Origin of the sequence: Pseudomonas entomophila (assembly GCF_018417595.1) — a bacterium.
GTDB classification, from domain to species: Bacteria; Pseudomonadota; Gammaproteobacteria; order Pseudomonadales; family Pseudomonadaceae; genus Aquipseudomonas; species Aquipseudomonas entomophila_C.
Genome location: NZ_CP070982.1, coordinates 3,857,958 through 3,883,102, shown reverse-complemented (window position 1 = coordinate 3,883,102; position 25,145 = coordinate 3,857,958). Strand labels below are relative to the sequence as shown.

The 25,145-nt window shown below is 64.9% G+C and carries 22 protein-coding genes; 8 read left to right on the top strand and 14 right to left on the bottom strand.

What is annotated here, in order from left to right; translation table 11 throughout:
- Positions 1-94: 94 nt before the first annotated feature.
- The 6 genes from JYG34_RS16785 to JYG34_RS16760 all read left to right on the top strand — a co-directional run bounded on the left by JYG34_RS16785 (position 95) and on the right by JYG34_RS16760 (position 5,618).
- Positions 95-1,174, top strand: coding sequence for an extracellular solute-binding protein (locus JYG34_RS16785; RefSeq protein WP_213657506.1), 1,080 nt, complete (start codon positions 95-97; stop codon positions 1,172-1,174).
- 24 nt (positions 1,175-1,198) lie between these two features.
- Positions 1,199-2,170: an agmatinase gene (gene speB, locus JYG34_RS16780; protein ID WP_213657505.1), complete on the top strand. Its 972-nt coding sequence runs from the start codon at positions 1,199-1,201 to the stop codon at positions 2,168-2,170.
- Positions 2,171-2,306: 136 nt separating this feature from the next.
- Positions 2,307-2,612, top strand: coding sequence for a hypothetical protein (locus tag JYG34_RS16775; protein WP_213657504.1), 306 nt, complete (start codon positions 2,307-2,309; stop codon positions 2,610-2,612).
- Positions 2,613-2,633: 21 nt separating this feature from the next.
- Complete coding sequence (locus JYG34_RS16770; protein WP_213657503.1) at positions 2,634-3,782, top strand: PQQ-dependent sugar dehydrogenase; 1,149 nt, start codon at positions 2,634-2,636, stop codon at positions 3,780-3,782.
- 139 nt (positions 3,783-3,921) lie between these two features.
- Positions 3,922-5,022 (top strand): cell division protein ZapE, encoded by a 1,101-nt coding sequence (gene zapE / locus JYG34_RS16765; protein WP_213657502.1) that lies wholly within the window; start codon positions 3,922-3,924, stop codon positions 5,020-5,022.
- An 11-nt stretch (positions 5,023-5,033) separates the two neighbouring features.
- Positions 5,034-5,618, top strand: a complete 585-nt coding sequence (locus JYG34_RS16760) for a DinB family protein (protein WP_213657501.1) — start codon at positions 5,034-5,036, stop codon at positions 5,616-5,618.
- A gap of 34 nt (positions 5,619-5,652) precedes the next feature.
- Here the strand turns inward: JYG34_RS16760 and JYG34_RS16755 are convergent, their stop codons facing one another.
- The 4 genes from JYG34_RS16755 to JYG34_RS16740 form a co-directional block, all read right to left on the bottom strand.
- The gene (locus JYG34_RS16755; protein WP_213657500.1) at positions 5,653-6,090 is read right to left on the bottom strand and encodes a YqaA family protein; all 438 of its coding nucleotides are present in this window, start codon (positions 6,088-6,090) and stop codon (positions 5,653-5,655) included.
- Positions 6,090-6,518 (bottom strand): DUF411 domain-containing protein, encoded by a 429-nt coding sequence (locus JYG34_RS16750; protein ID WP_213657499.1) that lies wholly within the window; start codon positions 6,516-6,518, stop codon positions 6,090-6,092. The genes JYG34_RS16755 and JYG34_RS16750 overlap by 1 nt, the downstream gene beginning before the upstream one ends.
- 154 nt (positions 6,519-6,672) lie before the next feature.
- Positions 6,673-7,572: a copper resistance protein B gene (locus JYG34_RS16745; RefSeq protein ID WP_213657498.1), complete on the bottom strand. Its 900-nt coding sequence runs from the start codon at positions 7,570-7,572 to the stop codon at positions 6,673-6,675.
- Positions 7,565-9,301 carry a copper resistance system multicopper oxidase gene (locus JYG34_RS16740; protein ID WP_213657497.1) on the bottom strand — a complete coding sequence of 579 codons (1,737 nt, stop codon included), beginning with the start codon at positions 9,299-9,301 and terminating at the stop codon, positions 7,565-7,567. Before JYG34_RS16740 ends, JYG34_RS16745 begins: the two co-directional genes overlap by 8 nt.
- A gap of 308 nt (positions 9,302-9,609) precedes the next feature.
- On the opposite strand from JYG34_RS16740, the gene JYG34_RS16735 reads away from it, so the two are divergent.
- Positions 9,610-10,176, top strand: coding sequence for a hypothetical protein (locus tag JYG34_RS16735; RefSeq protein ID WP_249746178.1), 567 nt, complete (start codon positions 9,610-9,612; stop codon positions 10,174-10,176).
- Here JYG34_RS16735 and yegQ read toward each other — a convergent pair whose 3' ends face one another.
- Positions 10,177-11,502: a tRNA 5-hydroxyuridine modification protein YegQ gene (gene yegQ / locus JYG34_RS16730; RefSeq protein WP_213657495.1), complete on the bottom strand. Its 1,326-nt coding sequence runs from the start codon at positions 11,500-11,502 to the stop codon at positions 10,177-10,179.
- Between the two features lie 125 nt (positions 11,503-11,627).
- Between yegQ and JYG34_RS16725 the strand changes: the two genes are divergently transcribed.
- Positions 11,628-12,692 carry an AI-2E family transporter gene (locus JYG34_RS16725; RefSeq protein ID WP_213657494.1) on the top strand — a complete coding sequence of 355 codons (1,065 nt, stop codon included), beginning with the start codon at positions 11,628-11,630 and terminating at the stop codon, positions 12,690-12,692.
- A 151-nt stretch (positions 12,693-12,843) separates the two neighbouring features.
- On the opposite strand, the gene JYG34_RS16720 is transcribed toward JYG34_RS16725, so the two are convergent.
- From JYG34_RS16720 to nuoG, 9 genes are all read right to left on the bottom strand, one after another.
- On the bottom strand, positions 12,844-14,895 hold the full coding sequence (locus tag JYG34_RS16720; protein ID WP_213657493.1) for a TonB-dependent receptor family protein: 2,052 nt from the start codon (positions 14,893-14,895) through the stop codon (positions 12,844-12,846).
- 145 nt (positions 14,896-15,040) lie between these two features.
- Positions 15,041-16,510: an NADH-quinone oxidoreductase subunit NuoN gene (gene nuoN, locus JYG34_RS16715; protein ID WP_213657492.1), complete on the bottom strand. Its 1,470-nt coding sequence runs from the start codon at positions 16,508-16,510 to the stop codon at positions 15,041-15,043.
- A gap of 7 nt (positions 16,511-16,517) precedes the next feature.
- A complete protein-coding gene (nuoM, locus tag JYG34_RS16710; RefSeq protein WP_213657491.1) occupies positions 16,518-18,050 on the bottom strand; it encodes an NADH-quinone oxidoreductase subunit M in 1,533 nt (510 codons plus the stop codon).
- A gap of 40 nt (positions 18,051-18,090) precedes the next feature.
- Positions 18,091-19,944 (bottom strand): NADH-quinone oxidoreductase subunit L, encoded by a 1,854-nt coding sequence (gene nuoL, locus JYG34_RS16705; RefSeq protein WP_213657490.1) that lies wholly within the window; start codon positions 19,942-19,944, stop codon positions 18,091-18,093.
- On the bottom strand, positions 19,941-20,249 hold the full coding sequence (nuoK, locus tag JYG34_RS16700) for an NADH-quinone oxidoreductase subunit NuoK (RefSeq protein WP_008096201.1): 309 nt from the start codon (positions 20,247-20,249) through the stop codon (positions 19,941-19,943). The genes nuoL and nuoK overlap by 4 nt, the downstream gene beginning before the upstream one ends.
- Before the next feature lie 3 nt (positions 20,250-20,252).
- Entirely contained in the window at positions 20,253-20,753 is a 501-nt protein-coding gene (gene nuoJ, locus JYG34_RS16695) for an NADH-quinone oxidoreductase subunit J (RefSeq protein WP_011534621.1), read from the bottom strand.
- A 10-nt stretch (positions 20,754-20,763) separates the two neighbouring features.
- Positions 20,764-21,312, bottom strand: a complete 549-nt coding sequence (gene nuoI / locus JYG34_RS16690; RefSeq protein ID WP_011534620.1) for an NADH-quinone oxidoreductase subunit NuoI — start codon at positions 21,310-21,312, stop codon at positions 20,764-20,766.
- An 11-nt stretch (positions 21,313-21,323) separates the two neighbouring features.
- Positions 21,324-22,331 carry an NADH-quinone oxidoreductase subunit NuoH gene (nuoH, locus tag JYG34_RS16685; protein WP_011534619.1) on the bottom strand — a complete coding sequence of 336 codons (1,008 nt, stop codon included), beginning with the start codon at positions 22,329-22,331 and terminating at the stop codon, positions 21,324-21,326.
- On the bottom strand, positions 22,328-25,042 hold the full coding sequence (nuoG, locus tag JYG34_RS16680; protein ID WP_213657489.1) for an NADH-quinone oxidoreductase subunit NuoG: 2,715 nt from the start codon (positions 25,040-25,042) through the stop codon (positions 22,328-22,330). Before nuoG ends, nuoH begins: the two co-directional genes overlap by 4 nt.
- Positions 25,043-25,145 lie beyond the last annotated feature (103 nt).

Here is a 25,145-nt window from a genome sequence, read left to right as displayed (position 1 = left end):
TCCTGGTGAATGTCAGCTTCGCAAAGTTGCCATTTTTGCAATGTAACCCGGCAGGCATGCTGGCGGCATCCACCCTTTTGCCGAGGTGCCCGCCATGCGTCGAACGTTGTGCCTGCTCTCATTGCTGCTCGCCTTGCCACTGCAAGCCGAGGAAAAGGTCGTCAACCTGTACAGTTGGGCTGACTACGTCGCCCCGCAAACCCTTGAGCGTTTCGAAAAAGAGACCGGCTACAAGGTGCGCTACGACACTTTCGATACCACCGAGGTGCTGGAGACCAAGCTGCTCACCGGCCGTAGCGGCTATGACGTGGTGGTGCCCTCGGCCACCGTGCTGGCCAGGGCGCTCAAGGCCGGCGCCTTGCAACCGCTCGACGTCCAGGCGCTACCGGGCTACGCCAACCTCGACAAGGACCTGTTGGCCAAGTTGGCCGAGGCCGACCCAGGCAACCGCCACGCCGTGCCCTACACCTGGGGCACCCTGGGCCTGGGGGTGAATGTCGAGGCGGTGCGTCAGCGCCTGGGGGATGTACCGCTGGACAGCCTCGACCTGTTGTTCAAGCCCGAATATGCCAGCCGCCTGAAGGATTGTGGCATCGCCATGCCCGACTCCCCTCAGGAAGTGATCGGCTTGACCCTCAACTACCTTGGCAAGGACCCCTACAGCCAGAACAAGGCTGACCTGGACGCTGCCCAAGCCTTGCTGCAGCAGTTGCAGCCGTCGATCAGCTACGTGGCCAACGGCCGCCAGATCAACGACCTGGCCAATGGCAGCGTCTGCCTGGCGCTGACTTACAACGGCGACGCGGCCATGGCTGCCGAACAGGCGCGCCGCGCCGGCAAGCCGTTCGAGCTGATCTACCGCATCCCCCGCGAAGGCACGCTGGTGTGGCAGGACAACCTGGTGATCCCCAAAGATGCCCCGCACCCCGAGGCTGCTCGCGCTTTCATCACCTTCATGCTGCGCCCCGATTCGGTGGCGGCGCTGACCAACACGCTGTTCTTCGCCAATGCCAACCAGGCCGCCACGCCGCTGGTGGACGAGGCGATCCGCAACGACCCGGACATCTACCCATCCGCCGAGGTGCGCCAGCGGCTGTTCGCCGACCGTAGCATGGCGCTATCCGACCTGCGCCAGCGCAACCGCCTGTGGACCGCTTTCCGCAGCCGCCAGTAAAACCAAAACGACAGGAGACAATCCGTGGATCTCGCCCAGGACAATGACCAGGCCATCACCCGCGACAGCCTCTTCGGCACGGCCGCCGAGAGCACCTATGCCGGCATCACCAGTTTCTCCAGGCGCCGCTACAGCCGCGACCTGCGCGGTGTCGATGTGGTAGTCAGCGGTGTGCCGTTCGACACCGCCACCAGCAATCGCCCAGGCGCGCGCTTCGGGCCGCGGGCTATCCGCGCGGCCTCGGTGCAGCAGGCCTGGGCCCGGCACTGGCCTTGGGCATTCGACCCGTTCGACCACCTGGCGGTGATCGACTACGGCGACTGTGCCTTCGACAGTGGCACGCCAGCGTCGGTGCCGGACAGCATCCAGGCCCATGCCGAGCGCATCCTCGATGCCGGTTGCGCGATGCTTACCCTCGGCGGCGACCATTTCATCAGCTACCCGCTACTCAAGGCCCATGCCCGCCGGCATGGGCCGCTGGCGTTGATCCACTTCGACGCGCACAGTGATACCTGGCCGGACGAGGAGGGCAAGCGCATCGACCACGGCACCATGTTCTGGCATGCCGCCCGGGAAGGGCTGGTGGATCCGGGGCACTCGGTGCAGATCGGCCTGCGCACCACCAACGACGAGAGCCAGGGTTTCGCCATCCTCGATGCGCGGCAGGTGCATCGCCAGGGCACCGAAGCGATCGTCGCGGCGATTCGCCAGCGGGTTGGCGACCGGCCGGTGTACCTGACCTTCGATATCGACTGCCTGGACCCGGCCTACGCGCCTGGGACCGGTACGCCGGTCTGTGGGGGGCTGAGCACGGTGCAGGCGCTGGAGATCCTGGGCGGGTTGCGTGGGATCAACCTGGTGGGGATGGACCTGGTGGAGGTGGCGCCGGCCTACGACCACGCCGATATCACCGCGCTGGCGGGGGCGACGCTGGCGATGGAGATGCTTTGTCTTTATGCGGCGCGGCACAAGGTGGACAAGGAGGGGGCGATTTAGCAGCGGTTCGCCGGCAAGCCGGCGCTTACGGGGGAGAGGGTTGAAACATCGAGAATTACCTCGACGGTTGCATCGAACCCTGCGCGTCTTAGGCTATCCAACGCTGAGGCGCGCCTTTTCGTAGCGGAGGTGAAACATGAATCCCACATTCACGGCCCTGGCCTTCGGCCTGTTGCTGGCATTGCCGCTGCCGGCCCCGGTGCTGGCCGCCAACGACAGCAACAACCCCTACAACAGCCCGATCATGCGCGCCAACCCCAATAGCCGTCAGGGCAGCGTGCCCGCCACACCGCCCGTGCCCGGCGCCTCCACCCAGCCGATTCCACGTCCGCCGACACTCGATAATCGCGGCATTGGCAACGGCGAAAACCTGCGTCGCCAGCAACAGACCCCGAACCTGGAACCCACTCGGCCACCGCGCGACTCGCAACGCGTGCCCTGAGCCCTTTCGAAGGAATCGAACATGACGCCACGTAGCTGGTTGATCACCCTGGCCGCTGCCAGCCTGTTTCCCCTGCAGGCCGAGGCCGCGCCCGAGCAGCAGTTTCCCAGCGAGGAGGGCCCGCTGACGGTCAGCACCCTGGCCGAAGGCCTGCGCAACCCCTGGGCGCTGGCGTTTCTGCCGGATGGCAAGGGCATGCTGGTCACCGAGCGGCCGGGTAACCTGCGCGTCGTGAGCACGGATGGCAAGGTGGGGCCGCCGCTCTCCGGCGTGCCCAAGGTCTGGGGCGAAGGGCAGGGAGGGCTGCTCGATGTCGTCCTGTCGCCGGACTTCGCCAAGGATCGCACGGTGTATTTGTCGTTCGCCGAGGTGGGCAACGACGGCAAGGCCGGTACGGCGGTTGGCCGTGGCCAGCTTTCACAGGACCAGGCGCGGATCGAGCATTTCACGGTGATCTTCCGCCAGCAGCCGAAGCTGTCCGAGGGCAACCACTTCGGCTCACGCCTGGTGTTCGACCGCGATGGCTACCTGTTCATTGCTCTGGGCGAGAACAACCAGCGCCCCACGGCGCAGGACCTGGACAAGCTGCAGGGCAAGATCGTGCGCCTGCTGCCCGATGGCGAAATCCCCAAGGACAACCCTTTCGTCGGCCGCGACAATGTGCGTCCGGAGATCTGGTCGTTCGGCCACCGCAACCAGCAGGGCGCGGCGCTCAACCCCTGGACCGGCAAGTTGTGGACCCACGAGCATGGTCCGCGGGGTGGTGACGAGATCAACATTCCCGAGCCGGGCAAGAACTATGGCTGGCCGATCGCGACCCATGGCATCAATTATTCGCTGTTGCCAATTCCCGAGGCCAAGGGCAAGCACGTCGATGGTATGGTCGACCCGCACCATGTATGGGAGAAGTCGCCGGGTATCAGTGGCATGGCGTTCTATGACAGCCCAGCGTTCAAGGCCTGGGACCACAACCTGTTCATCGGGGCGCTGGCGAGCCAGGAGCTGATCCGGCTGCAACTCGAGGGCGACAAGGTGGTGCATGAAGAGCGCTTGCTGGGGGAGCTGAAAGCGCGGATCCGTGATGTACGGGTGGGGCCGGATGGATACCTGTATGTGTTGACCGATGCCACGGATGGGGCATTGCTGAAGGTGGGGTTGGGGGAGAGCTGACAGATTTGCTTCGGCTGTGCTGGCCCATTCGCCGGTAAAGCCGGCTCCTGCAGGTGCAGCGCTGAGCTTGGAGGCGATGCAGTTCCGCGAAGAGGCCGCCACTGTCGTACCATGGCGGTTTCCTTTCCGGCGCTCCGGCATGACCCCCGAATCCCTCTACCAGCAGGCCCTTGGCGAACGGGGCTACATCCCTGATCCCGCCCAGGCCACCGCCCTCGCCGCGTTACAGGCGTGTTTCGACGCCCTGCGTACAGGCAAGCCAACCCAGGGCCTGTACCTCTGGGGCCCGGTCGGCCGAGGCAAGACCTGGCTGATGGACTTGTTTCACCAGTGCCTGGAGGTGCCCGCCCGGCGCCAGCATTTCCACCACTTCATGGCCTGGGTCCACCAGCGTCTGTTCCAGCTCAATGGCACCGCTGACCCGCTCAAGGCCCTGGCGAGGGAGCTTGCCCGCGAAATTCGCGTGTTGTGCTTCGACGAGTTGTTCGTCAGCGATATCGGCGACGCGATCATCCTCGGTCGCTTGTTCCAGGTGCTGTTCGACCAGGGTGTGGTGATCGTCGCCACCTCCAACCAGCCCCCCGACCAGCTGTACCGCGATGGCTTCAACCGCGAACGCTTCCTTCCGGCGATCGCTGCCATCGAGCGGCACATGCGCGTGCTGGCGGTGGCCGGGGAGCAGGACCACCGCCTGCACCCAGGGGCACATCGGCAACGCTACTGGATCTGCGAGCGGGGGCAGCCAAGCGCTTTGCAGGCGGTGTTCCAGCAGTTGAGCCAGGACGATGACGGCAACCCGCAGCCCTTGCAGCTAGGCTCGCGGCAGATCCAAGTCGTGCGGCGCAGCACCCGAGCCATCTGGTGCCGTTTTAGCGACCTTTGCGAGCAACCCCTGGCAGCAATGGATTTCATGGCTTTGTGCGACCGCTTTCCGGCGATCCTGGTCAGCGGCATACCGGTGTTAGGGGGTGTTCAGCAGGCCGGGCGCATCGCCCGCGGCACCGAGGATGGTGCCGCACGGGTAGAGGCGGGGGAGCGGACGCTCCCCACACTGGCCCCCAAGGATGACAGCGTGCGCCGTTTCATCGCCCTGGTCGATGAATGCTACGACCGTCGGGTGGCCTTGTACCTGGAGGCCGAGGTTGCGCTCGAAGCGCTCTACACTCAAGGGTATCTGGCGTTCCCGTACCAACGGACCCTGAGCCGGCTACGGGAGATGCAACTGCAACGCTTCGCCTGAAGGAGCCGACCATGGAGCCGCTGTCGCATCATCTGCTGACCCAGGCCTACAACAATGGCTGGGCCAACCACCGCCTGTACAAGGCTTGCCTGCAACTGACCCAGGACGAATTCGTCGCGCCCCGTTGCAGCTTCTTCCCCTCGATCAAGGCTACCCTCAACCACCTGCTGACAGTGGACTGGTTCTACCTCGACGCGCTTGAGTGCGAGCAGCGCGGCGAGGCGCCGGATCCAGACGGCGAGCGCTTCTTCCAGCCGGAACAGCCATTCGCCACCTGCACCGACTTGCAAGCCCAGCAGGCCCAGGCCGACCGGCGGTTGATCGCCTATTGCCGACAGTTGAGCGATGACCAGCTGGCGCGTTACGTGAGCATCGTACGGCCGGACCGGGTGCAGCGCGAAAGGCGGTTGCGCCTGTTGTCACACCTGTTCGAGCACCAGATCCATCATCGTGGGCAGGTGCACGCGATGCTTAGTGACACGGCGGTAAAGCCTCCGCAACTGGATGAATTCTTCTGTGAGGAGGAAGCGGCGCTGCGGGCCGATGATTTCGCAGAGCTGGGCTGGAGCGAGACGCAGATCTGGACGCCGCTGTAGGCGCCGGCTTGCTGGCGAACAGGGCGCCAAGGAGTCACGCAGTATGGAACCAGCCCAGGGTAATCATCGCTACCACGATGTAACGCCCGCCCTTGGCGAGGGTAACCAGTAACACGAAGCGCCAGAAGGGTTCGCGCATGATCCCGGCGATCAGTGTGAGCGGATCGCCGATCACCGGCATCCAGCTCAACAATAACGACCACTGTCCCCAACGCTGGTAGCGCTGCTGGGCGCGTTCAAGCTGGCTGGCGCTGAACGGGAACCCGCGACGGTCGCGCAAGTGCTCGATGGCGCGGCCCAGGACCCAGTTGACGATGGACCCCAGCACATTGCCCAGGGTGGCGACCAGCAGCAGGGTCGGCCAGGCCTGGGGATCGCGGATCAGCAGCCCGACCAGCACGGCCTCGGACTGCAACGGCAGCAGGGTGGCGGCGCCGAAGGCGCTGAGGAACAGCGCCCAGAGACTGAGCATCAGTAAGTGGCGACCACGATGTCCTGATCGTCCTGGGTCACGCCGATGACCTGGTATGGATCCTTGTGGTCACCCATCTCCATGCCCGGCGAGCCCATGGGCATGCCTGGCACCGCGATACCCTTGAGGTCATTGCGCTTGGCCAGCAGGCGTACTTGCTCGGCGGGCACATGGCCCTCGACGAACTTGCCGTTGATCACCCCGGTGTGGCAGGAGGCCAGGCGTGGCGCGACCCCCAGGCGTTGTTTGACCGCGCTCATGTTCGGCTCGACGTGGTCGTTGACGGTGAAACCGTTATCGCTCAGGTGCTTGATCCATTGCTTGCAGCATCCGCAGTTGGGGTCGCGGTACACGTCGATGGTCTCGGCGGCCTGGGCCAGGCCGGTGATGGCCAGCAGGCCGAGGGTGAGCAGGTGTTTGCGCAGCATGGGTGGAACTCCTGTGAAACAAAACGAATCGGGTTGGTTCAGCGCCGGCCCTGTAGGAGCGGCTTTAGCCGCGAACACCCGCAAAGCGGGTGCCACTCACCGCGGTGCCTGTATCGCGGCTGAAGCCGCTCCTACAGAGGCCCGGTGCCAGGGCCTAGAAGCGCAAGCGAACCCCAGCCACCAAGCGGGTCTGGCCGATGTCCTCGCCGTCCTCCCGGGCCTGGTCGGCGCGGTTGCCGTGCAGGCGGTTGAAGCTTACGCCGACGTAGGGCGCGAATGCGCGAGTGATCTCATAGCGCAGGCGCAGGCCCACTTCGCTCTCGGCCAGGCCCGAGCCTTGTTCGCGTCCGGGGTCGTTGCGCCCGAAGAAGTTGGCTTCGACGGTGGGCTCGAGGACCCAGCGGTTGGTCAGCAGCATAGCGTAACCGGCCTCCAGACGCAGTGCGGTCTGCTGTCGCTCGCCGGCATAGGCGGTGGCCTCCAGTTCCAGGCCGTAGAGCGGCGTGCCCTGGATGCCGAAGGCGGCCCAGGTCTGGCCGCTGGCGGGCTTGAAGTCCTGGCGCACCCCGCCGACCAGCTCCCACCAGGGGCTGATGGCATGGCCCCAAAGTGCCTGCAGTTCGGCTTTGTGGGTCTTGCCTTGTTCCCGCTCGCCTTCACTGCGCAGCCACAGGCGGTCGATATCACCCCCGACCCAGGCGCTGGCATTCCAGTTCAGAGCGCTGCTGCTTTCGAAGTTCTGGTATTCCAGCTGGTCGACGATCACCGCCCAGTTGGTTGCCCGATCGTGTACCTGATGTCCTGGCAGTGGCGGGAATGCGGCGCGGCGGTCGGCGTCGGTGATCGCTGGCAGCGGTGTGCGTGGTTGGCTGGGGGGCGTCGCTGCGTGATTCATCTGGCTGTGGTCCATTTGCATGGCACCGTGACTCATCTGGCCGTGGTCCATGGCGTCATGATTCATAGGCGCCATGCCAGCGGCCAGGGCGCGTTCGCTGGCCAGCAGGGCAAGCAACGCGACACCGGTGACGATGCGGCGGTTGGAGATCTCATTCATCGACCCGTACCTCGCGGAACATGCCGGTCTCCATGTGGTAGAGCAGGTGGCAGTGATAGGCCCAGCGGCCCAGGGCGTCGGCGCTGACGCGGTAGCTACGGCGGCTGCCGGGGGGCATGTCGATGGTGTGCTTGCGTACCAGGAAGCGCCCCTGTTCATCCTCCAGGTCGCTCCACATGCCGTGCAGGTGGATGGGGTGGGTCATCATCGTGTCATTGACCAGGGTGATGCGTACCCGCTCGCCGTATTTCAGCTGCAGTGGCTCGGCGTCGCTGAACTTGATGCCGTCGAACGACCAGGCGAAGCGCTCCATGTGCCCGGTCAGGTGCAGTTCGATGTCCCGCGACGGTTCGCGGCCGTCCGGGTCGGGGTAGGGGCTGCGCAGGTCGGCGTAGGTCAGCACCCGGCGGCCGTTGTCGCGCAGGCCTATGCCGGGGTCGGCCAGGTTGGCGCGGGGCGCCATGGTCTGCATGTCCACCAACGGGTTGTCGGTTTCGCTGGCGGGATGGCGTTGCATCATGGCCATGCCGGCCATGGCCGAGTGGTCCATGCCCGCCATGTTGCCGTGATCCATCGCCGCCATGTTCGAGTGATCCATCTGGCCCATGCCGCCGTGCCCCATGTCGTCCATGGTCAGTACCGGGCGCGGATCCGGCTCGGGCACGGGAGCCTGCAAACCGGCCACGCGAGCCAGGGTGCCACGGGCGAAGCCGGTGCGGTCCATGCTTTGGGCGAAAAGGGTGTAGGCGGGCAGATCACCCACGGTCACCAGCACGTCATAGGTTTCGGCTACGGCAATGCGCAGCTCGTCCACGGTCACGGGCGTCACGGCCAGGCCGTCGGCGGCGATCACCGTGAGCTTCAAGCCCGGGATGCGGAAGTCGAAGTAGGTCATCGCCGAGGCGTTGATCAGACGCAGGCGCACAGTCTCGCCAGGTTGGAACAGGCAGGTGAAATTGCCATCCGGTGGCTGGCCGTTGAGCAGGTAGGTGTAGCTGGCGGCGCTGATGTCGGCGAGGTCGGTGGGGCTCATACGCATTTTTGCCCAGCCCCAGCGGTTGTCGACGGCCTTGCTCCCGCCGTTTTCGGCGACATCGTCGACGAAGTCGCCGACCGTGCGTTTGTGGTAGTTGAAGGCGTCGGACTGTTTTTTAAGCGTGGCCATCAACGCCTCCGGCGCCTGGTCCGACCAGTCGCTGAACAGCAGTACATGGTCGCGCTGGTACTGGTGCGGCTCCGGTCCGCGCGGATCGATGACGATGGCCCCGTATACGCCGGCCTGCTCCTGCAACCCGGAGTGGCTGTGGTACCAGTAGGTGCCGCTCTGGCGCAGGGTGAACTGGTAGAGGTAGTCGCCACCGGGTTCGATGCCGGCGAAGCTCAGCCCTGGCACGCCGTCCATGTTGGCCGGCAGGATGATGCCGTGCCAGTGGATCGAGGTGGGCTGGCCCAGGCGGTTGCGCACGCGCAGGGTCACGGTGTCGCCTTCGCGCCAACGCAGCTGCGGGCCAGGCAGGCTGCCATTGATGGTCTGCGCGGTGCGTGGACGGCCGGTGATATTGACCGGGGTCTGGCCGATGAACAGTTCGAACTGCTGGCCGCTGAGGTCGTGCAAAGGGCGCCGGCCCTCGGCGGCCTGGGCCAGTGGGCGCCAGAGGCCCAGGCCGGCGAGGGTGGTGGCGGCGCCCAGGCCCTTGACGAAGGTGCGGCGGGTTGGTGCTGGTGGCATGGCGTGCTCTCGCTACGAAAGTGCCACGATCCTCGCTGCCCGCGCCTGACAGATACCTGAGATGCGGATTACAGATTTGTCAGCAATTGCAGTGTCGCGGCTACTCCCATAGCCGTAGCTATCACCTTTCTGAACGTCTGCAAGGCAGGGGTTCCCTATGCCGGCTCGCCGATTCGACCTCTAGGGTGCACTTCTGTTTTCTGACTGACTAAACGACCATGATCCCACCTTCGCTGGTTTCACTTTCGCAATCCGAGTCCAACCTGATCGGCCTTGGCCCCTACCTCTCTCGGGAGGAGCGTGGCGATGTGCTCGACCTGCTGGATCACGCCGAAGGATTCGCCAATCGCTTCTTCGATCACCAGGAGCTCTGGAAGAGCTGGCTGGACCGTTTTCGCAACCGTCTCGAAAAGCATGGTTGTATCAGCCTGGAGAGCCTGAGCCATCCCCCGCGGGTGGTGGGTAGCTATACCGACTTCGAGGCCCAGCTCGGCCCCATCGGTGCAGGTGGTGTTCCAGCGCTTTTGGCCAGGCAGGCACGCGATGCCCTGGAGGTGTTGCGCGGCAGCGCGTTCGCCAGGAGGTTCTTCGAGCGGGGCACGCAGGATGGCCAATCTTCCTCGTTCATGGTGACACCCTGCTACAAGGATGCCCAAGGCCGGATCAGCTTCGCGGTCTATGCCTTCAGGCTGAACGCAACGGTCGAGATGCGTGACTTCGACTTCTGGAGCGAAGTCCGCCGCGACATCGTGGTGTGGAAGATCGGCACCGCCTATTGTTTTGACCGGGAGCGTTTCGCCGACTTTCGCGAGCAGATCCAGCAGGATCTGACTCGTTGGTCGCGGCGCGCGCTCCTCGAAATGCCAATCGACTGATCACGGCACGTCAGGCAGGTCACGCATCAGCAAGCCGTACGTCAATGACACCTGCTCGGGAATGGGCAGATACACGGTGTGACCATCGCCGGGCGCGATCTGCAGTGGTTGTTGCAGGCGATCACGCATCCGCTCGAGGTCGAAATGGTAGTTGCCGCGTGGGGTCATCAGCTCCAGGTGGTCGCCTACGGCGAAACGGTTCTTCACCTTGACTTCGGCCAGGCCATCGACCCGTGCCCCGGTCAGTTCGCCGACGAACTGCTGGCGCTCGGATACCGAGTTGCCACGCTGGTAGTTCTGGTATTCATCGTGCACGTGACGGCGCAGGAAGCCTTCGGTGTAGCCGCGCTGGGCAAGGGATTCAAGGTTGTCCATCAAGCCACGGTCGAACGGTCGCCCGGCCACCGCGTCGTCGATGGCCTGGCGGTACGACTGCACGGCGCGGGCGCAATAGAAGTGCGATTTGGTGCGCCCCTCGATCTTCAGCGAATGTACACCCATGTGGCTCAGGCGCTCGACGTGCTGGATCGCGCGCAGGTCCTTGGCGTTCATGATATAGGTGCCGTGCTCGTCCTCGAACGCCGGCATTTCCTCACCCGGGCGGCTGGACTCCTGCAACAGGAACACCTGGTCGGTGGGGGCGCCGATGCCCAGCGTCGGCTCGAACTCGCGGACGATGTCGCCGGTGGCGTTCTCGGCGGCCGGGGTCGCTTCGTACTTCCAGCGGCAGGCATTGGTGCAGGTGCCCTGGTTGGCGTCGCGTTTGTTCAAGTAGCCCGACAGCAGGCAGCGCCCGGAGTAGGCCATGCACAGTGCGCCGTGGACGAAGACTTCCAGCTCCATGTCCGGCACCTGCTGGCGAATCTCCTCGATCTCTTCCAGTGACAGTTCCCGCGACAGGATCACCCGGGTCAGGCCCATGCCCTGCCAGAACTTCACGCTGGCCCAATTCACCGTGTTGGCTTGCACCGAGAGGTGGATGGGCATCTGCGGGAAGTGCTGGCGCACCAGCATGATCAGCCCGGGGTCGGACATGATCAGCGCGTCCGGGCCCATCTCGATCACCGGCGCGAGGTCCTTGAGGAAGGTCTTCAGCTTGGCGTTGTGCGGGGCGATGTTGACCACCACGTAGAACTGCTTGCCCAGGGCATGGGCCTCCTGGATACCGAGGGCCAGGTTGGCGTGGTCGAATTCGTTGTTGCGCACCCGCAGGCTGTAGCGCGGCTGGCCGGCATAGACCGCATCGGCGCCGTAGGCGAAAGCGTAGCGCATGGTCTTGAGGGTGCCGGCGGGGGCGAGCAGTTCGGGCTTGGCGAAGGAGGTCATGGTGCGCACCGGGGGGCAAAAGGCGCGGATGCTAAGTTGCTGGCCATCAGTGGGTATTGATCTGGGTCAACGGCACTTTTGGCGATGGGCGAGGCACTAAATGGTTGAGCCCATGAGGAATGCCCATGAACGAAACAGTGCTGCAGAACAAAGCCCTGACCGTGTTGCTGGCCCTGGTGACCATCGCCTTCCTGTGGATCCTGCTGCCATACGCGGGTGCGATCTTCTGGGCGGTGATCCTCGGGATTCTTTTCTCGCCCTTGCAGCGCCACCTGCTGTTGCGCTGCGGTGGGCGGCGCAACCTGGCGACGGCGGCGGCGCTGATGACTTGCCTGCTGATCGCCGTGCTGCCGGTGATCATCATCAGTGCCTTGCTGGTGCAGGAGGGCGCCGCGTTGTACCAGCGCATCGAGAGCGGCCAGTTGGATATCGCCGGCTATATCGAGCGCGGCAAGGACATGCTGCCGGTCTATGCCCAGCATTTCCTCGACCGCATTGGCATGGGCAACCTCGACGGCCTGCGTGACAAGATCAGCAAGTGGGCTACCCAAGGCAGCCAGTTCCTCGCGGGCCAGGCGTTCAGCTTCGGCCAGGGCACCTTCGAGTTCCTGGTGAGCTTCGGCATCATGCTCTACCTGCTGTTCTTCTTTCTGCGCGAGGGGGCGGAAGTCGCGCGCAAGGTGCGCCAGGCTGTGCCATTGCCTGAGCAACAGAAACGCCGGCTGCAGCTGAAGTTCAAGCGCGTGGTGCGGGCGACGGTCAAGGGCAACCTGCTGGTGGCGATCACCCAGGGGGCATTGGGCGGGCTGATCTTCTGGGTGCTGGATATCCCCAGCGCGCTGGTCTGGGCGGTGCTGATGGCGTTCCTGTCGCTGTTGCCGGCGGTGGGCGCGGGGATCGTCTGGGGGCCGGTGGCGGCGTACTTCCTGCTGACCGGGGCAACGTGGCAGGGGATCGTGCTAATCGCTTTCGGGGTGCTGGTGATCGGGCTGGTGGACAACCTGTTGCGGCCGATCCTGGTGGGCAAGGATACACGGATGCCGGATTACCTGGTGCTGGTGTCGACCCTGGGTGGGCTGGCAGTGTTCGGGCTCAACGGGTTCGTGATCGGGCCGTTGATCGCGGCGTTGTTCGTGTCGAGCTGGGCGATCTTCGTGTCGGGCAAGCCGCAGGTGCAGTTGCCTCTGTAGGAGCGGCTTTAGCCGCGATGCAGGCAACGCGGTGCCTGGTACCCGCTTCGCGGGTGATCGCGGCTAAAGCCGCTCCTACAGAGGTCTGACCGAATCAATGGGTCATGTCTTGCTCCATGAGGGCCGGCTCGCCGGCGAACAGGGCCAGTGATCAGCGGAAACTGTAGGAAACCCCCGCATACACCCCGAACCCTTCCCCAGGCGTCGAGCGGGCAATGTCCTGCCCGGCGTCGTTGTACCCCGGCGTCACTGTGGCCGCATAGCGCTTGTTGGTCAGGTTGCGCAGGTCCAGCCAGGTCTGCCAGTCCTGCTTCGGAGAATCCCAGCCCAGGCGTGCGCCTAGCAGGGCATAGGCGTCGGCGTGGTAGCTGTTGGCGTAGTCCACCTGCACCTTGGAGGCCATCTGCGTGTTCACCCCGGCGTAGAAGCCACTCGGCCAGTCGTAGCGCAGTTCGGCCTGGTAGTAATGCATGGGGATGCCTGGCAGGCGGTTGTCGCCGAACTTGTCGTCGTCGCGGTAGTGGAAGTCGCTGAAGGTGTAGGCCTGGCGCAGGCTGAGCTTGCCGGTGCCGGGTTGCTCCCAGAGGAGGCTGTCCAGGCCAGCTTCCATGCCCTGGTGCACGGTGGGACTGGCGTTGAACTCCTTGAACGGTAAACCTTGCACGACTTCCACGTTCAGCAGTTCGTGGCGTACCTGGGCGTAGTACCAGGCCAGGTCCCAACGCCCCAGTGCAGAATCGCCACGGGCGCCGAGTTCCAGGGTGGTGGCGGTCTGGTTCTGCATCTTCATTGGCTGGTTGGCGACCGGCGCACTCCAGACCAGCGACCACGGGTGCGGCGGCTCCACCGAGCGACTGAGGTTGCCGTAGACCTGCAGGTCCGGGCGGATGTCGTAGCGCAGGCCCAGTCGCGGGGCATAGTCCCAATCATGCTGGCTGACCTTGCCACCCGTGGTTGGGTAAGTGACGTCGCTCTCGCGGCGGGTGTAGATCATCGCCAGGCCCGTGGTCAGCCACAGGTCGGGAATCAGCTCCAGATCGTTGCTCGCATGCAGCACGGTGTCCGAGCCCTGATAGCTGAAGTCGCGGGTGCGGGCACCGAAGTTGTCACCGCTGGTGCGGGCGAACTGCGAGGCGCCGCTGTTGGGCAGGTGCTTGGTGGTGCGCCAGCCGAGGGTGGTCTTGCTCTCATGGCCGAGCAGGGTGTCACGACGCAAGTAGTTCAGTGTACCGCTGACGTCGGTGTAGGCGACTTTCAGGCGCATCGGCCCCTCGCGCAGGTCCATCGGGTAGTCGTGATAGACCAGCCCCGTCTCGAGGCGCGAATCGTCATCCAGGAAGAAGGTGGTCTTGTTGCCCACCCAGGTACTGCCCGGTTGCGGGCGGCTATCGTCACGGGCCAGGTAGGTTGGGTTGGCGGCGCGGGGGTGGTGCTTGATCTGGTCCTTGGTCAGGCGCCCGGCCAGGTCGTTCTCGGTTTCCCGGTAGCGCAGGTAGAAGCGCGTCTCCAGGTTCGGGTTGAAGCGGTAGCCGACGTTGGCCGCGATGCCCTTGGCGCTGCCGCTGCTGTGGTGCTGGTAGCCGTCGTACTCGGCATCGGTCAGGGCCACGTAGTAGTCGAGGTTGCCCAGCACCTGGCCGGAGCTGATATGCCGATGCTGGTAGCCACGGCTGCCGGCTTCGTAGCGCACCTGCAGGGGCGCCGCATCATGGCCGGTGTGGGTCACATAGTTGATCGCGCCGCCCAAGGCCAGTGATCCCTGGTCGAAACCGTTGGCGCCGCGCAGCACTTCGGCGCGGCTCAGCCACAGCGGTTCGAACAGTTCGTAGGGGGTGCCGCCCGGGCCGGTCAGCGGCAGGCCGTCGAACATCGTGTACACACCGGAGCCGTGGGCGCCCGGCGCGCGGTTGATGCCCGAACCACGGATCGACAGCTTGATGCCGTCGTTGCCCGCCGACTGGGCGAACACCCCAGGCTGGTAGGCCAGCACGTCCTGATTGCTCGCCACTCGGCCTTGGCCCACCTTGTCCATGTCCACCAGATTGCTGGCGCCGGGGATTTCACGCAGGTGGTCGGCGGCGGCTTCCAGATCAGTCTGCTGCTGGTCCTGGATCAGCACCTGGTCGAGCTCGACGTGGTTGGCGGCCTGGGTTGTGCCGGCGACGAACAGGGCCAGTAGGGAGTAGGGGAGGGTGGGGCGCATGGGGACGGGGTTCCAGATCGAGTGCGGGAGTCTGACGCTGCAAAGGGCAGACGAAGCACAGTGGTCGATCTGTAAATCCGCAGTGGCTTCTTCAGGCAAAAAGAAACCCCGCCGAGGCGGGGTGTCTTTCACATCGTGCAGCCGATCAGCCGATCAGTTGCAGGCCTGCCTGCTGCACCATCTCCAGCAACGGCTGCGGGTACACACCCAGCACGAAGGCGAGGATCGCGATCGCCAGCAGCATCACGCCGCCGGTGCGCTGTTCCCACTTCAGCGGGGCATCGTGGCGACGCAGGTTTGGTTCGACCAGGTACAGGGTGACCATGACGCGCAGGTAGTAGTACACGCCGATGGCGCTACCCAGCACCAGGGCGCCGACCAGCCACCACAGCTGCGACTCGACACCGGTGGCGATGATGTAGAACTTGCCGATGAAGCCCGCGGTCAGCGGGATACCGGCCAGCGACAGCATCATCACGGTCAGCACCGCGGTCAGGTACGGACGGCGCCAGAACAGGCCACGGTACTCGTACAGGGCGTCGGCGTCACGGCCGGCGTATGGCGAGGACATCAGGGTGATCACACCGAACGCGCCGAGGCTGGTGATCACGTAGGTGACCAGGTACACGCCCATGGCCTCCATGGCCAGGCCCTTGCTGGCGACCAGGGCGATGACCAGGTAGCCGAAGTGGGCGATGGACGAGTAACCCAGCAGACGCTTGAGGTTGCTCTGGGTCAGCGCCAGCAGGTTGCCGATCAGGATCGAGGCGACCGCGATCACCGCCAGCACGGTGCTCAGCACGCCACTGCTGGCGGCTGGGGAGAGCATGAACAGGCGCACGACCACGGCGAATACCGCGACCTTGCTGGCGGTGGCCAGGAACGCGGCGACCGGCGCCGGGGCGCCTTCGTACACATCCGGGGTCCACAGGTGGAACGGCACCAGCGACAGCTTGAAGGCCAGGCCTACCAGCATCATGCCCAGGCCCAGCTGTGCCAGCAGGCTCGGCATGCTGGTGGCGGCCAGGGCCTTGCCCAGCTGGTCGAAGGTCAGGCTGCCGGCATCGGCGTACAGCAGCGCCATGCCAAACAGCAGGAAGGCGGAACCGGCGGCAGACAGCACCATGTACTTGATGCCGGCTTCCAGCGAGCGCTTGTTGAAGAAGGCGTACGCCACCAGGCCGTAGACCGGCACCGACAGCAGTTCCAGGCCGATGAACAGGCCGGCCAGGTGGTTGGCGCTGACCAGCACCAGGCCACCCAGTGCCGACATCAGCAGCAGCAGGTACAGCTCTTCACGGTTGCCCGGGAAACCCTTGGAACCTTCGCCGAGGTAGGCGTGGGCCAGGGTGACGCAGGCCAGCGTCGCCACCAGGATGATCGCCATGTACAGGCAGGCGAACTTGTCGATGGTCACCAGCGAGGTGACCGCCAGCGGCGCGACCTTGAGCGCCGGCAGGATCGACAGCAGGGCCAGGTTCAGGCCCACGGTGGACAGCAGGAAGGTCTGCGAGTGGTTGCGCTTCCAGGCGATCGCCAGCATCACCACCACCGTGGTGATGGTGGTGATCAGCATCGGCGCCAATGCGATGAAGTGTTGAGTGGTGAATTCCATAGCGCTCTTACCGGGCCGAAGCGAGTTGAGTGAAAGCGGAACCGAGCCACTGCTGCACACCGCTCATGGTGGCGGCAGAGGTGTCCAGGAACGGCTGCGGATACACGCCCAGCAGGATCAGCAGGCCCGCCAGGCCCAGCACCATGATCAGCTCGCGACCGTCCATGCCGGCCAGCACGGTGTCGGTCTTGGCCGGGCCGAAGTAGGCGCGGTGGATCATGATCAGCGAGTAGACCGAACCGAACACCAGGCCGGTGGTGGCGATCACGGTGATCCACGGCACGTGGGCGAAGCTGCCGATCAGGATCAGGAATTCGCCGACGAAGTTGCCGGTGCCCGGCAAACCGAGCGAAGCGGCGGCGAAGAACAGGCTGATGGCCGGCAGGTAGGCGATGCGGTGCCACAGGCCACCCATCTGGCGCATGTCACGGGTGTGCAGGCGCTCGTACAGCTGGCCGGCCAGGATGAACAGCGCGGCGGCCGACAGGCCGTGGGCCAGCATCTGGATCACCGCGCCTTGCAGGGCTTGCTGGCTGCCGGAGTAGATGCCGATCAGCACGAAGCCCATGTGCGAGACGCTGGAGAACGCCACCAGGCGCTTGATGTCGGTCTGGGCGAAGGCCAGGAAGGCACCGTAGAAGATACCGATCAGGCCCAGGGTCATGGCGATCGGCGCGAACTCGGCCGAGGCGTTCGGGAACAGCGGCAGGGCGAAGCGCAGCAGGCCGTAGGCCGCGGTCTTCAGCAGGATGCCCGCCAGGTCCACGGAACCTGCGGTCGGTGCCTGGGCGTGGGCGTCAGGCAGCCAGGAGTGGAACGGCACCACCGGCAGCTTCACCGCGAAGGCGATGAAGAAGCCCAGCATCAGCACGTACTCGACGCCGGCCGGCAGTTCAGCCTTGAGCAGGTCGCTGTAGTTGAAGGTGAGCACGCCGGTGGTGTTGTAGTTGACCAGCACCAGGCCGAGGATCGCCACCAGCATGATCAGGCCGCTGGCCTGGGTGAAGATGAAGAACTTGGTCGCCGCGTAGATCCGGGTCTTCTTGCCGTCGGCCGAGCTGTGACCCCAGAGCGCGATGAGGAAGTACATCGGCACCAGCATCATTTCCCAGAAGAAGAAGAACAGGAACAGGTCGAGCGCCAGGAACACGCCGACCACGCCACCCAGGATCCACATCAGGTTGAGGTGGAAGAAGCCGACGTGGCGCTGGATCTCTTTCCACGAGCACAGCACCGACAGCACACCGAGCAGGCCGGTGAGCAGGATCATCAGCAGCGACAGGCCGTCGAGGGCCAGGTGGATGCTGATGCCGAAGCGCTTGATCCACTCGACCTTGTATTCGAGGGCCCAGGCGGGCTCCGCGCCAGGGGCGGGAGCCAGGGTGTAGTTGCCGTTCGCCCACAGCCACAGGCCGATGCCAAGCAGCAGGGACATGGTCAGCAGCGCGATCCAGCGCGGCAGGGTGGAGCCGAAGCGCTCACCCAGCCAGCACAGGAAGCCGCCGATGAAGGGGATCAGGATCAGCCAAGGCAAAATCATGACGGGTTGGTTTCCTTTGGCAAAGTCGCAAGATTCATAGTCATACCGCGGCCACTACCACGGCACCGAGCACCAGCACGGCGCCCACGGCGATCGAGGCGGTGTACCAGCGCAGCTGGCCGGTCTCGGTCTTGCTCATGGCGACATGGCCGCCACGGGCCATCCGAGGGATGAGGCCGATGCTGCGGTCAACCGGGTCCTTGCGCAGGAGGTGGCTGATCAGCAGGTAAGGTTTGACGAAGAGCTTGTCGTAGATCCAGTCGAAGCCCCAGGCGGCGAACCACCAGGCCGACAGGACGCGACCGATACCGCTGCCCGCGACCGCGCTGACGAAGCGGCGCTTGCCCAGGAACAGCAGGGCCGACAGCAGGATACCGGCGATGGCGATGGCGCCCGAGGCGATCTCCAGCGAGTGCTTGGCTTCGCCACCGGCGTGGCCGGCGCTTTCAGGCAGCACGCCTGCCAGTGGCGGGTGGATCCAGGCACCGACGAAGGTCGACAGCACGATCAGCACGCCCAGCGGCAGCCAGTGGCTGATGCCGTGGCCAGCGTGGGCTTCGGTCTTGGCTTCGCCGTGGAAGGCGATGAAGATCAGGCGGAAGGTGTACAGCGAGGTCATGAACGCGCCGACCAGGCCGGCGTACAGCAGGCCGGTGTTGCCGCTGGCGAAGGCTTCCCAAAGAATTTCGTCTTTGGAGTAGAAGCCCACGGTCAGGATCGGCAGGGCGGCCAGGGCGGCGCCACCGACCACGAAGCTGGCATAGGCCAGCGGCAGTTTCTTCCACAGGCCGCCCATCTTGAAGATGTTCTGCTCGTGATGGCAGGCGACGATCACCGCACCGGAGGCAAGGAACAGCAGAGCCTTGAAGAAGGCGTGGGTCATCAGGTGGAAGATCGCCGCGTCCCAGGCGCCAACACCCAGGGCGAGGAACATGTAGCCGATCTGGCTCATGGTCGAGTAGGCGAGGATACGTTTGATGTCGGTCTGTACCAGCGCGGCGAAGCCGGCCAGCACCAGGGTGACACCACCGACCACGCCGACCAGGTGCAGGATGTCCGGCGCCAGCAGGAACAGGCCGTTGGTACGGGCGATCAGGTACACGCCCGCGGTCACCATGGTGGCCGCGTGGATCAGTGCCGAAACCGGAGTCGGGCCTGCCATCGCGTCGGCCAGCCAGGTCTGCAGCGGCAGCTGGGCCGATTTACCGACCGCGCCACCCAGCAGCATCAGGGTCGCCAGGACCATCCAGGTGTCACCCGCCTGGAACTTCTGCGGTGCCAGCACCAGCAGTTCCTGCACGTTCAGCGTGCCCAGCTGGGCGAACAGGATGAACAGGCCGATGGCCATGAACACGTCGCCGATACGGGTGACGATGAACGCCTTGAGTGCCGCGTTACCGTTGTTGCGGTTGCTGTAGTAGAAACCGATCAACAGGTACGAGCACAGGCCCACGCCTTCCCAGCCGAAGTAGATGAACAGCAGGTTGTCGCCCAGCACCAGGAACAGCATGCTGGCGATGAACAGGTTGGTGTACGAGAAGAAGCGCGAGTAGCCGGCTTCGCCACGCATGTACCAGGAGGCGAACAGGTGGATCAGGAAGCCGACGCCGGTGACCACGCCCAGCATGGTGACCGACAGGCCATCCACGTACAGGGTGAAGTTCGGCGCGAAGCCGTCCACCGACATCCACTGCCACAGCAGCTGGCTGTACGCCCCGCCTTCAGGCGGGGCGACATTGAACTGCCAGATCACGTAGGCGGCCACGGCGGCCGAGAGGCCCACCGAACCGACGCCGATCAGCGCGGACAGGTTCTCCGAGAACCGTCCACGGGAGAACGACAGCAGCAGGAAGCCGATCAGGGGGAATACGAACGTCAGGAAGATAAGGTTCATCCGCGCATCTCACTGGCAGCATCGATGTCGAGAGTGTGGAAGCGGCGATACAGCTGCAGCAGGATCGCCAGGCCAATGCTGGCCTCGGCGGCTGCCAGGCTGATCACCAGAATGAACATCACCTGGCCGTCGGGCTGGACCCAACGGGCGCCGGCGACGATGAACGCCAGGGCAGAGGCGTTCATCATGACTTCCAGGCTCATGAGCACGAAGAGGATGTTGCGGCGGACCATCAGCCCGACCAGACCTAAGCAGAACAGGATGCCGGCGACCGCCAGACCATGCTCGAGAGGGATAGCACCCATGATTTACTCCTTCGCCTCGTTGCGGCCCAGGTGGAAGGCGGTGACGGCCGCGGCGAGCAGCAGCATCGACGCCAGTTCGACCACCAGCAGGTACGGGCCGAACAGGCTGATGCCCACGGCCTTGGCGTCCACGGTGGTACCGCTGATGGCCGCGCCACTCGGGGTGACGAACAGCACGTACAGCAGCTCCAGCAGCAGCAGGGCGGCGAGAATCACCGGCCCCGCCCAGATGCCCGGCTTGAGCCAGCCACGCTCCTGGGCGACCGAGGCCGGCCCGAGGTTGAGCATCATCACCACGAAGACGAACAGCACCATGATGGCGCCGGCGTAGGCGATCACTTCCAGGGCGCCGGCGAACGGCGCACCGAGGGAGAAGAAGATCATCGCCACGGAGATCAGCGAAATGATCAGGTAGAGCAGGGCGTGCACGGGGTTGGTGCCGGTCACCACGCGAAGCGTGGAGACAACGGCGACGCCGGATGCGAAGTAGAAAGCGAATTCCATCTTTCTGTCCTTATGGGAGCAAGCTCTTCACGTTGATCGGCTCGGCTTCGTTCTGCGCGGAGCCCTTCGGCTTGCCAGCGATCGCCATACCCGCAACACGGTAGAAGTTGTAGTCAGGGTTCTTGCCGGGGCCGGAGATCAGCAGATCTTCTTTCTCGTACACCAGGTCCTGACGCTTGAACTCGGCCATTTCGAAATCCGGAGTGAGCTGGATTGCGGTGGTCGGGCAGGCCTCTTCGCACAGGCCGCAGAAGATGCAGCGCGAGAAGTTGATACGGAAGAACTCGGGGTACCAACGGCCGTCCTCGGTCTCAGCCTTCTGCAGCGAGATGCAGCCGACCGGGCAGGCCACCGCGCAGAGGTTGCACGCCACGCAGCGCTCCTCGCCGTCGGGGTCGCGGGTGAGGACGATGCGGCCACGGTAGCGTGGCGGCAGGTACACGGGTTCTTCGGGGTACTGCAGGGTGTCGCGCTTGCGGAACCCGTGGGAGAACACCATCACCAGGCTGCGCAGCTGGGTGCCGGTGCCCTTAACGATGTCGCCGATATACTTGAACATGGGTCAAATCCTCACTGGGCCGCGACGGCTGGCGTGTTGTAGAGCACAACCGCAGCGGTCACCAGCAAATTGATCAGGGTCAGCGGCAGGCAGAACTTCCAGCTGAAGTCCATCACCTGGTCATAGCGCGGGCGCGGGATCGAGGCGCGCAGCAGGATGAACAGCATGATGAAGAACGCGGTCTTCAGGGCGAACCACAGGAACGGCACTTGCGGCAGGATGCCGAACGGACCGTGCCAGCCACCGAAGAACAGGGTTACCAGCAGCGCCGAGATCAGGATGATGCCGATGTACTCACCGACGAAGAACATGCCCCATTTCATGCCGGCATATTCGATGTGGTAGCCGTCGGCCAATTCCTGTTCCGCTTCCGGCTGGTCGAACGGGTGACGGTGGGTCACGGCGACGCCAGCGATGAAGAAGGTGCAGAAACCGAAGAACTGCGGAATGATGAACCACAGGTTGTTGGCCTGGTATTCAACGATGTCGCGCATGTTGAACGAGCCCACCTGCACCACCACGCCCATCAGCGCCAGACCGAGGAACACCTCGTACGACACGGTCTGTGCCGAGGCCCGCAGACTGCCCAGCAGGGCGTACTTGTTGTTCGACGACCAGCCGGCGAACAGCACGGCGTAGACCGACAGGCCGGCCATGGCGAAGAAGAACAGCAGGCCGATGTTCAGGTCGGCGACGCCCCACAGCGGGGTGATCGGGATGACCACGAAGGCGATCAGCAGGGCACTCATGGCCACGACCGGCGCCAGGGTGAAGATCATGCGATCGACGAAGGGCGGGTTCCAGTCTTCCTTGAAGAACATCTTCAGCATGTCGGCGGCGATCTGGAACATGCCGAACGGGCCGACACGGTTCGGACCGTAGCGGTCCTGCCACCAGCCCAGCAGGCGACGTTCGACGAAGCTGAGCAGCGCGCCGCAGACCACCACGGCCAGCAGGACCACGATGGCCCGCACGACGGTGAGGATCACATCGATCACTTCGGGGGTGAACCAGCTCATTGTGCTGCCTCCTGCAGACCTTCGACGGATGCACCGAAGATGGCGGGCGGAATGCCGGCCAGGCCTTTGGGCAGCGCAACCAGGCCAGCGCCCAGTTCTTCATTGATACGCAGCGGCAGGCGCAGCGAAACGCCGGCGACGGTCAGGCTCAGCAGCGCGCCGTCGTTGACGCCCAGGCGGTCGGCTTCGGACTTGGCCAGGCCGACATAGGCGGCTGGGATGCGCTCTTGCACCGGGGCGGCGCGCGAGGAGCTCTCTTCGCTGCCGAACAGGTGGAAGAACGGCACCGCGGTCCAGGTGCCACGGGCCGGGTTGAAGGCACCCGGGATGGCGGTGAACCAGTTGAGCTTGTCGCCCTGCGACTCGATCAGGCGCACGCCCGGGTCACCGGCACGCAGGTGGCCGCCGACTTCGTCCTGGAACTTGTTCCAGGCTTGCGGCGAGTTCCAGCCCGGCGACCAGGCGAACGGCACTTGCTGGCGCGGTTCGGCGGAGCCCGAGTAACCTTCCATGGAGAAGGCGAACGCGGTGTCCTTGTCCTGTGGTGTGCGCGGCTCGTGCACGCTGATGTTGGCGCGCATGGCGGTACGGCCGGAGTAGCGCAGCGGCTCGCGGGCCAGCTTCATGCCCTTGATGCGGAACGCGGCGCTTGGCGCGGCGTTGACGATGCCGGCCAGTTGCGGGGCGGCTTCGGCGCAGGCGCTGGTGACGTGGTCCAGCTGGGTCCAGTCCACTGGCTTGTTGAGCAGGGTGGCACGCAGGGCGTGCATCCAGCGCCAGCCTTCGTGGATCTGGATGCTGCTGTCCAGGTACTGCGGGTCGAACACCTGGAAGAAACGCTGGGCACGGCCTTCCTGGCTGACCAGGGTGCCGTCGCCTTCGGCGAAGGAAGCGGCTGGCAGCACCAGGTGGGCGCGGTCCACAGTCGGGGTTTTCGAGTGGTCGGCGACGATCACTACCTTGGCTGCGGCCAGGGCGGCGTCGACCTTTTGTGCCGGTACGCGGGTGTACAGGTCGTTTTCCAGTACCACGATGGCATCGGCCTTGCCGCTGATCACCGCGTCCAGGGCGGCGTCGACGGACTCACCGCCCATCATCGCCATGCCGAGGCTGTTGGCCTCAGGGACGACCAGGCTCAGCGAACCGTTCTTCTCGCGCAGCTTGAGGGCCTTGGCGATGTTGGCGGCGGCTTCGATCAGTGCCGGGTCGGCCAGGGAGGTGCCAGCGACCACCAGTGGGCGGTTGGCGGCGACCAGGGCATCGGCGATACGCTGGGCCAGGGCCTTGGCTTCGCTGTCCAGGCCGTCGACGGCCGGGGCGCTCGGGTCGATGGCGTGGGCCACGGCGAAACCGATGCGGGCGAGGTCCGCCGGGGCGGCGTGTACGCACTCTTCGGCGACGTCGTCGAGCTTGGTTTCAGCCAGCGAAGCGATGAACAGCGGGTACAGCGCGTGCTGGCCGATGTTCTTCACCGCAGCGTCCAGCCAGGGCTGTACGCGCATGGCGTCGGCCATGGCCTCGGCCTTGCCCTTGGTGGCCTGGCGCACGGCCAGGGCGACACGGGCGGCGGTTTGCGTGAGGTCTTCACCGAGTACGAACACCGCGTCGTGGTCTTCGATGTCGCGCAGGGTAGGGACCGGAAGCGGGCTGTTGTTCAGCACGTTCAGCGCCAGGCGCACGCGGGCCAGTTCGCCAGCTTCCATGCCAGAGTAGAAGTACTCGGCGCCGACCAGCTCACGCAGGCCGTAGTTGCTTTCGAGGCTGGCGCGTGGCGAGCCGATACCGACGATGGTGCGGCCGCGCAGCAGGTCGGCGGCCTTGTCCAGGGCGGCGTCCAGCGACAGTTTAGTGCCATCGGCCAGCAGTGGCTGGCGTGGACGGTCCTTGCGGTTGACGTAGCCATAGCCGAAGCGGCCACGGTCGCACAGGAAGTACTGGTTCACCGAGCCGTTGAAGCGGTTCTCGATGCGGCGCAGTTCACCATAGCGCTCGCCGGGGCTGATGTTGCAGCCGCTGGAGCAGCCATGGCAGATGCTCGGGGCGAACTGCATGTCCCACTTGCGGTTGTAGCGCTCGGAATGCGTCTTGTCGGTGAACACACCGGTCGGGCAGACCTCGGTGAGGTTGCCGGAGAACTCGCTTTCCAGCACGCCGTCTTCAACGCGACCGAAGTACACGTTGTCGTGGGCGCCGTATACGCCCAGATCGGTGCCGCCGGCGTAGTCCTTGTAGTAGCGCACGCAGCGGTAGCAGGCGATGCAGCGGTTCATCTCGTGGGCGATGAACGGGCCGAGGTCCTGGTTCTGGTGGGTACGCTTGGTGAAACGGTAGCGGCGCTCGTTGTGGCCGGTCATTACCGTCATGTCCTGCAGGTGGCAGTGACCGCCTTCCTCGCACACCGGGCAGTCGTGCGGGTGGTTGGTCATCAGCCATTCGACGACGCTGGCGCGAAACGCCTTCGATTCTTCATCGTCGATGGAGATCCAGGTGCCGTCGGAGGCAGGGGTCATGCAGGACATGACGATACGACCACGGGTGTCGTTCTCGTCGGTGTACTGCTTGACCGCGCACTGCCGGCAGGCGCCGACACTACCGAGCGCCGGGTGCCAGCAGAAATAGGGGATGTCGAGGCCGAGTGACAGACAGGCCTGTAACAGGTTGTCCGCACCGTTGACTTCGAGCGCTTTGCCGTCTACGTGGATAGTGGCCATTGTTCAAAGTTCTTCGTTGGCCCGCGTGGGCGGGCGTGGCTAATGGAAATCGGTGAGCCTGCGGCCGGCCTCGAATCGTTCGGGCCGGCCTGCGGGCTGGCGG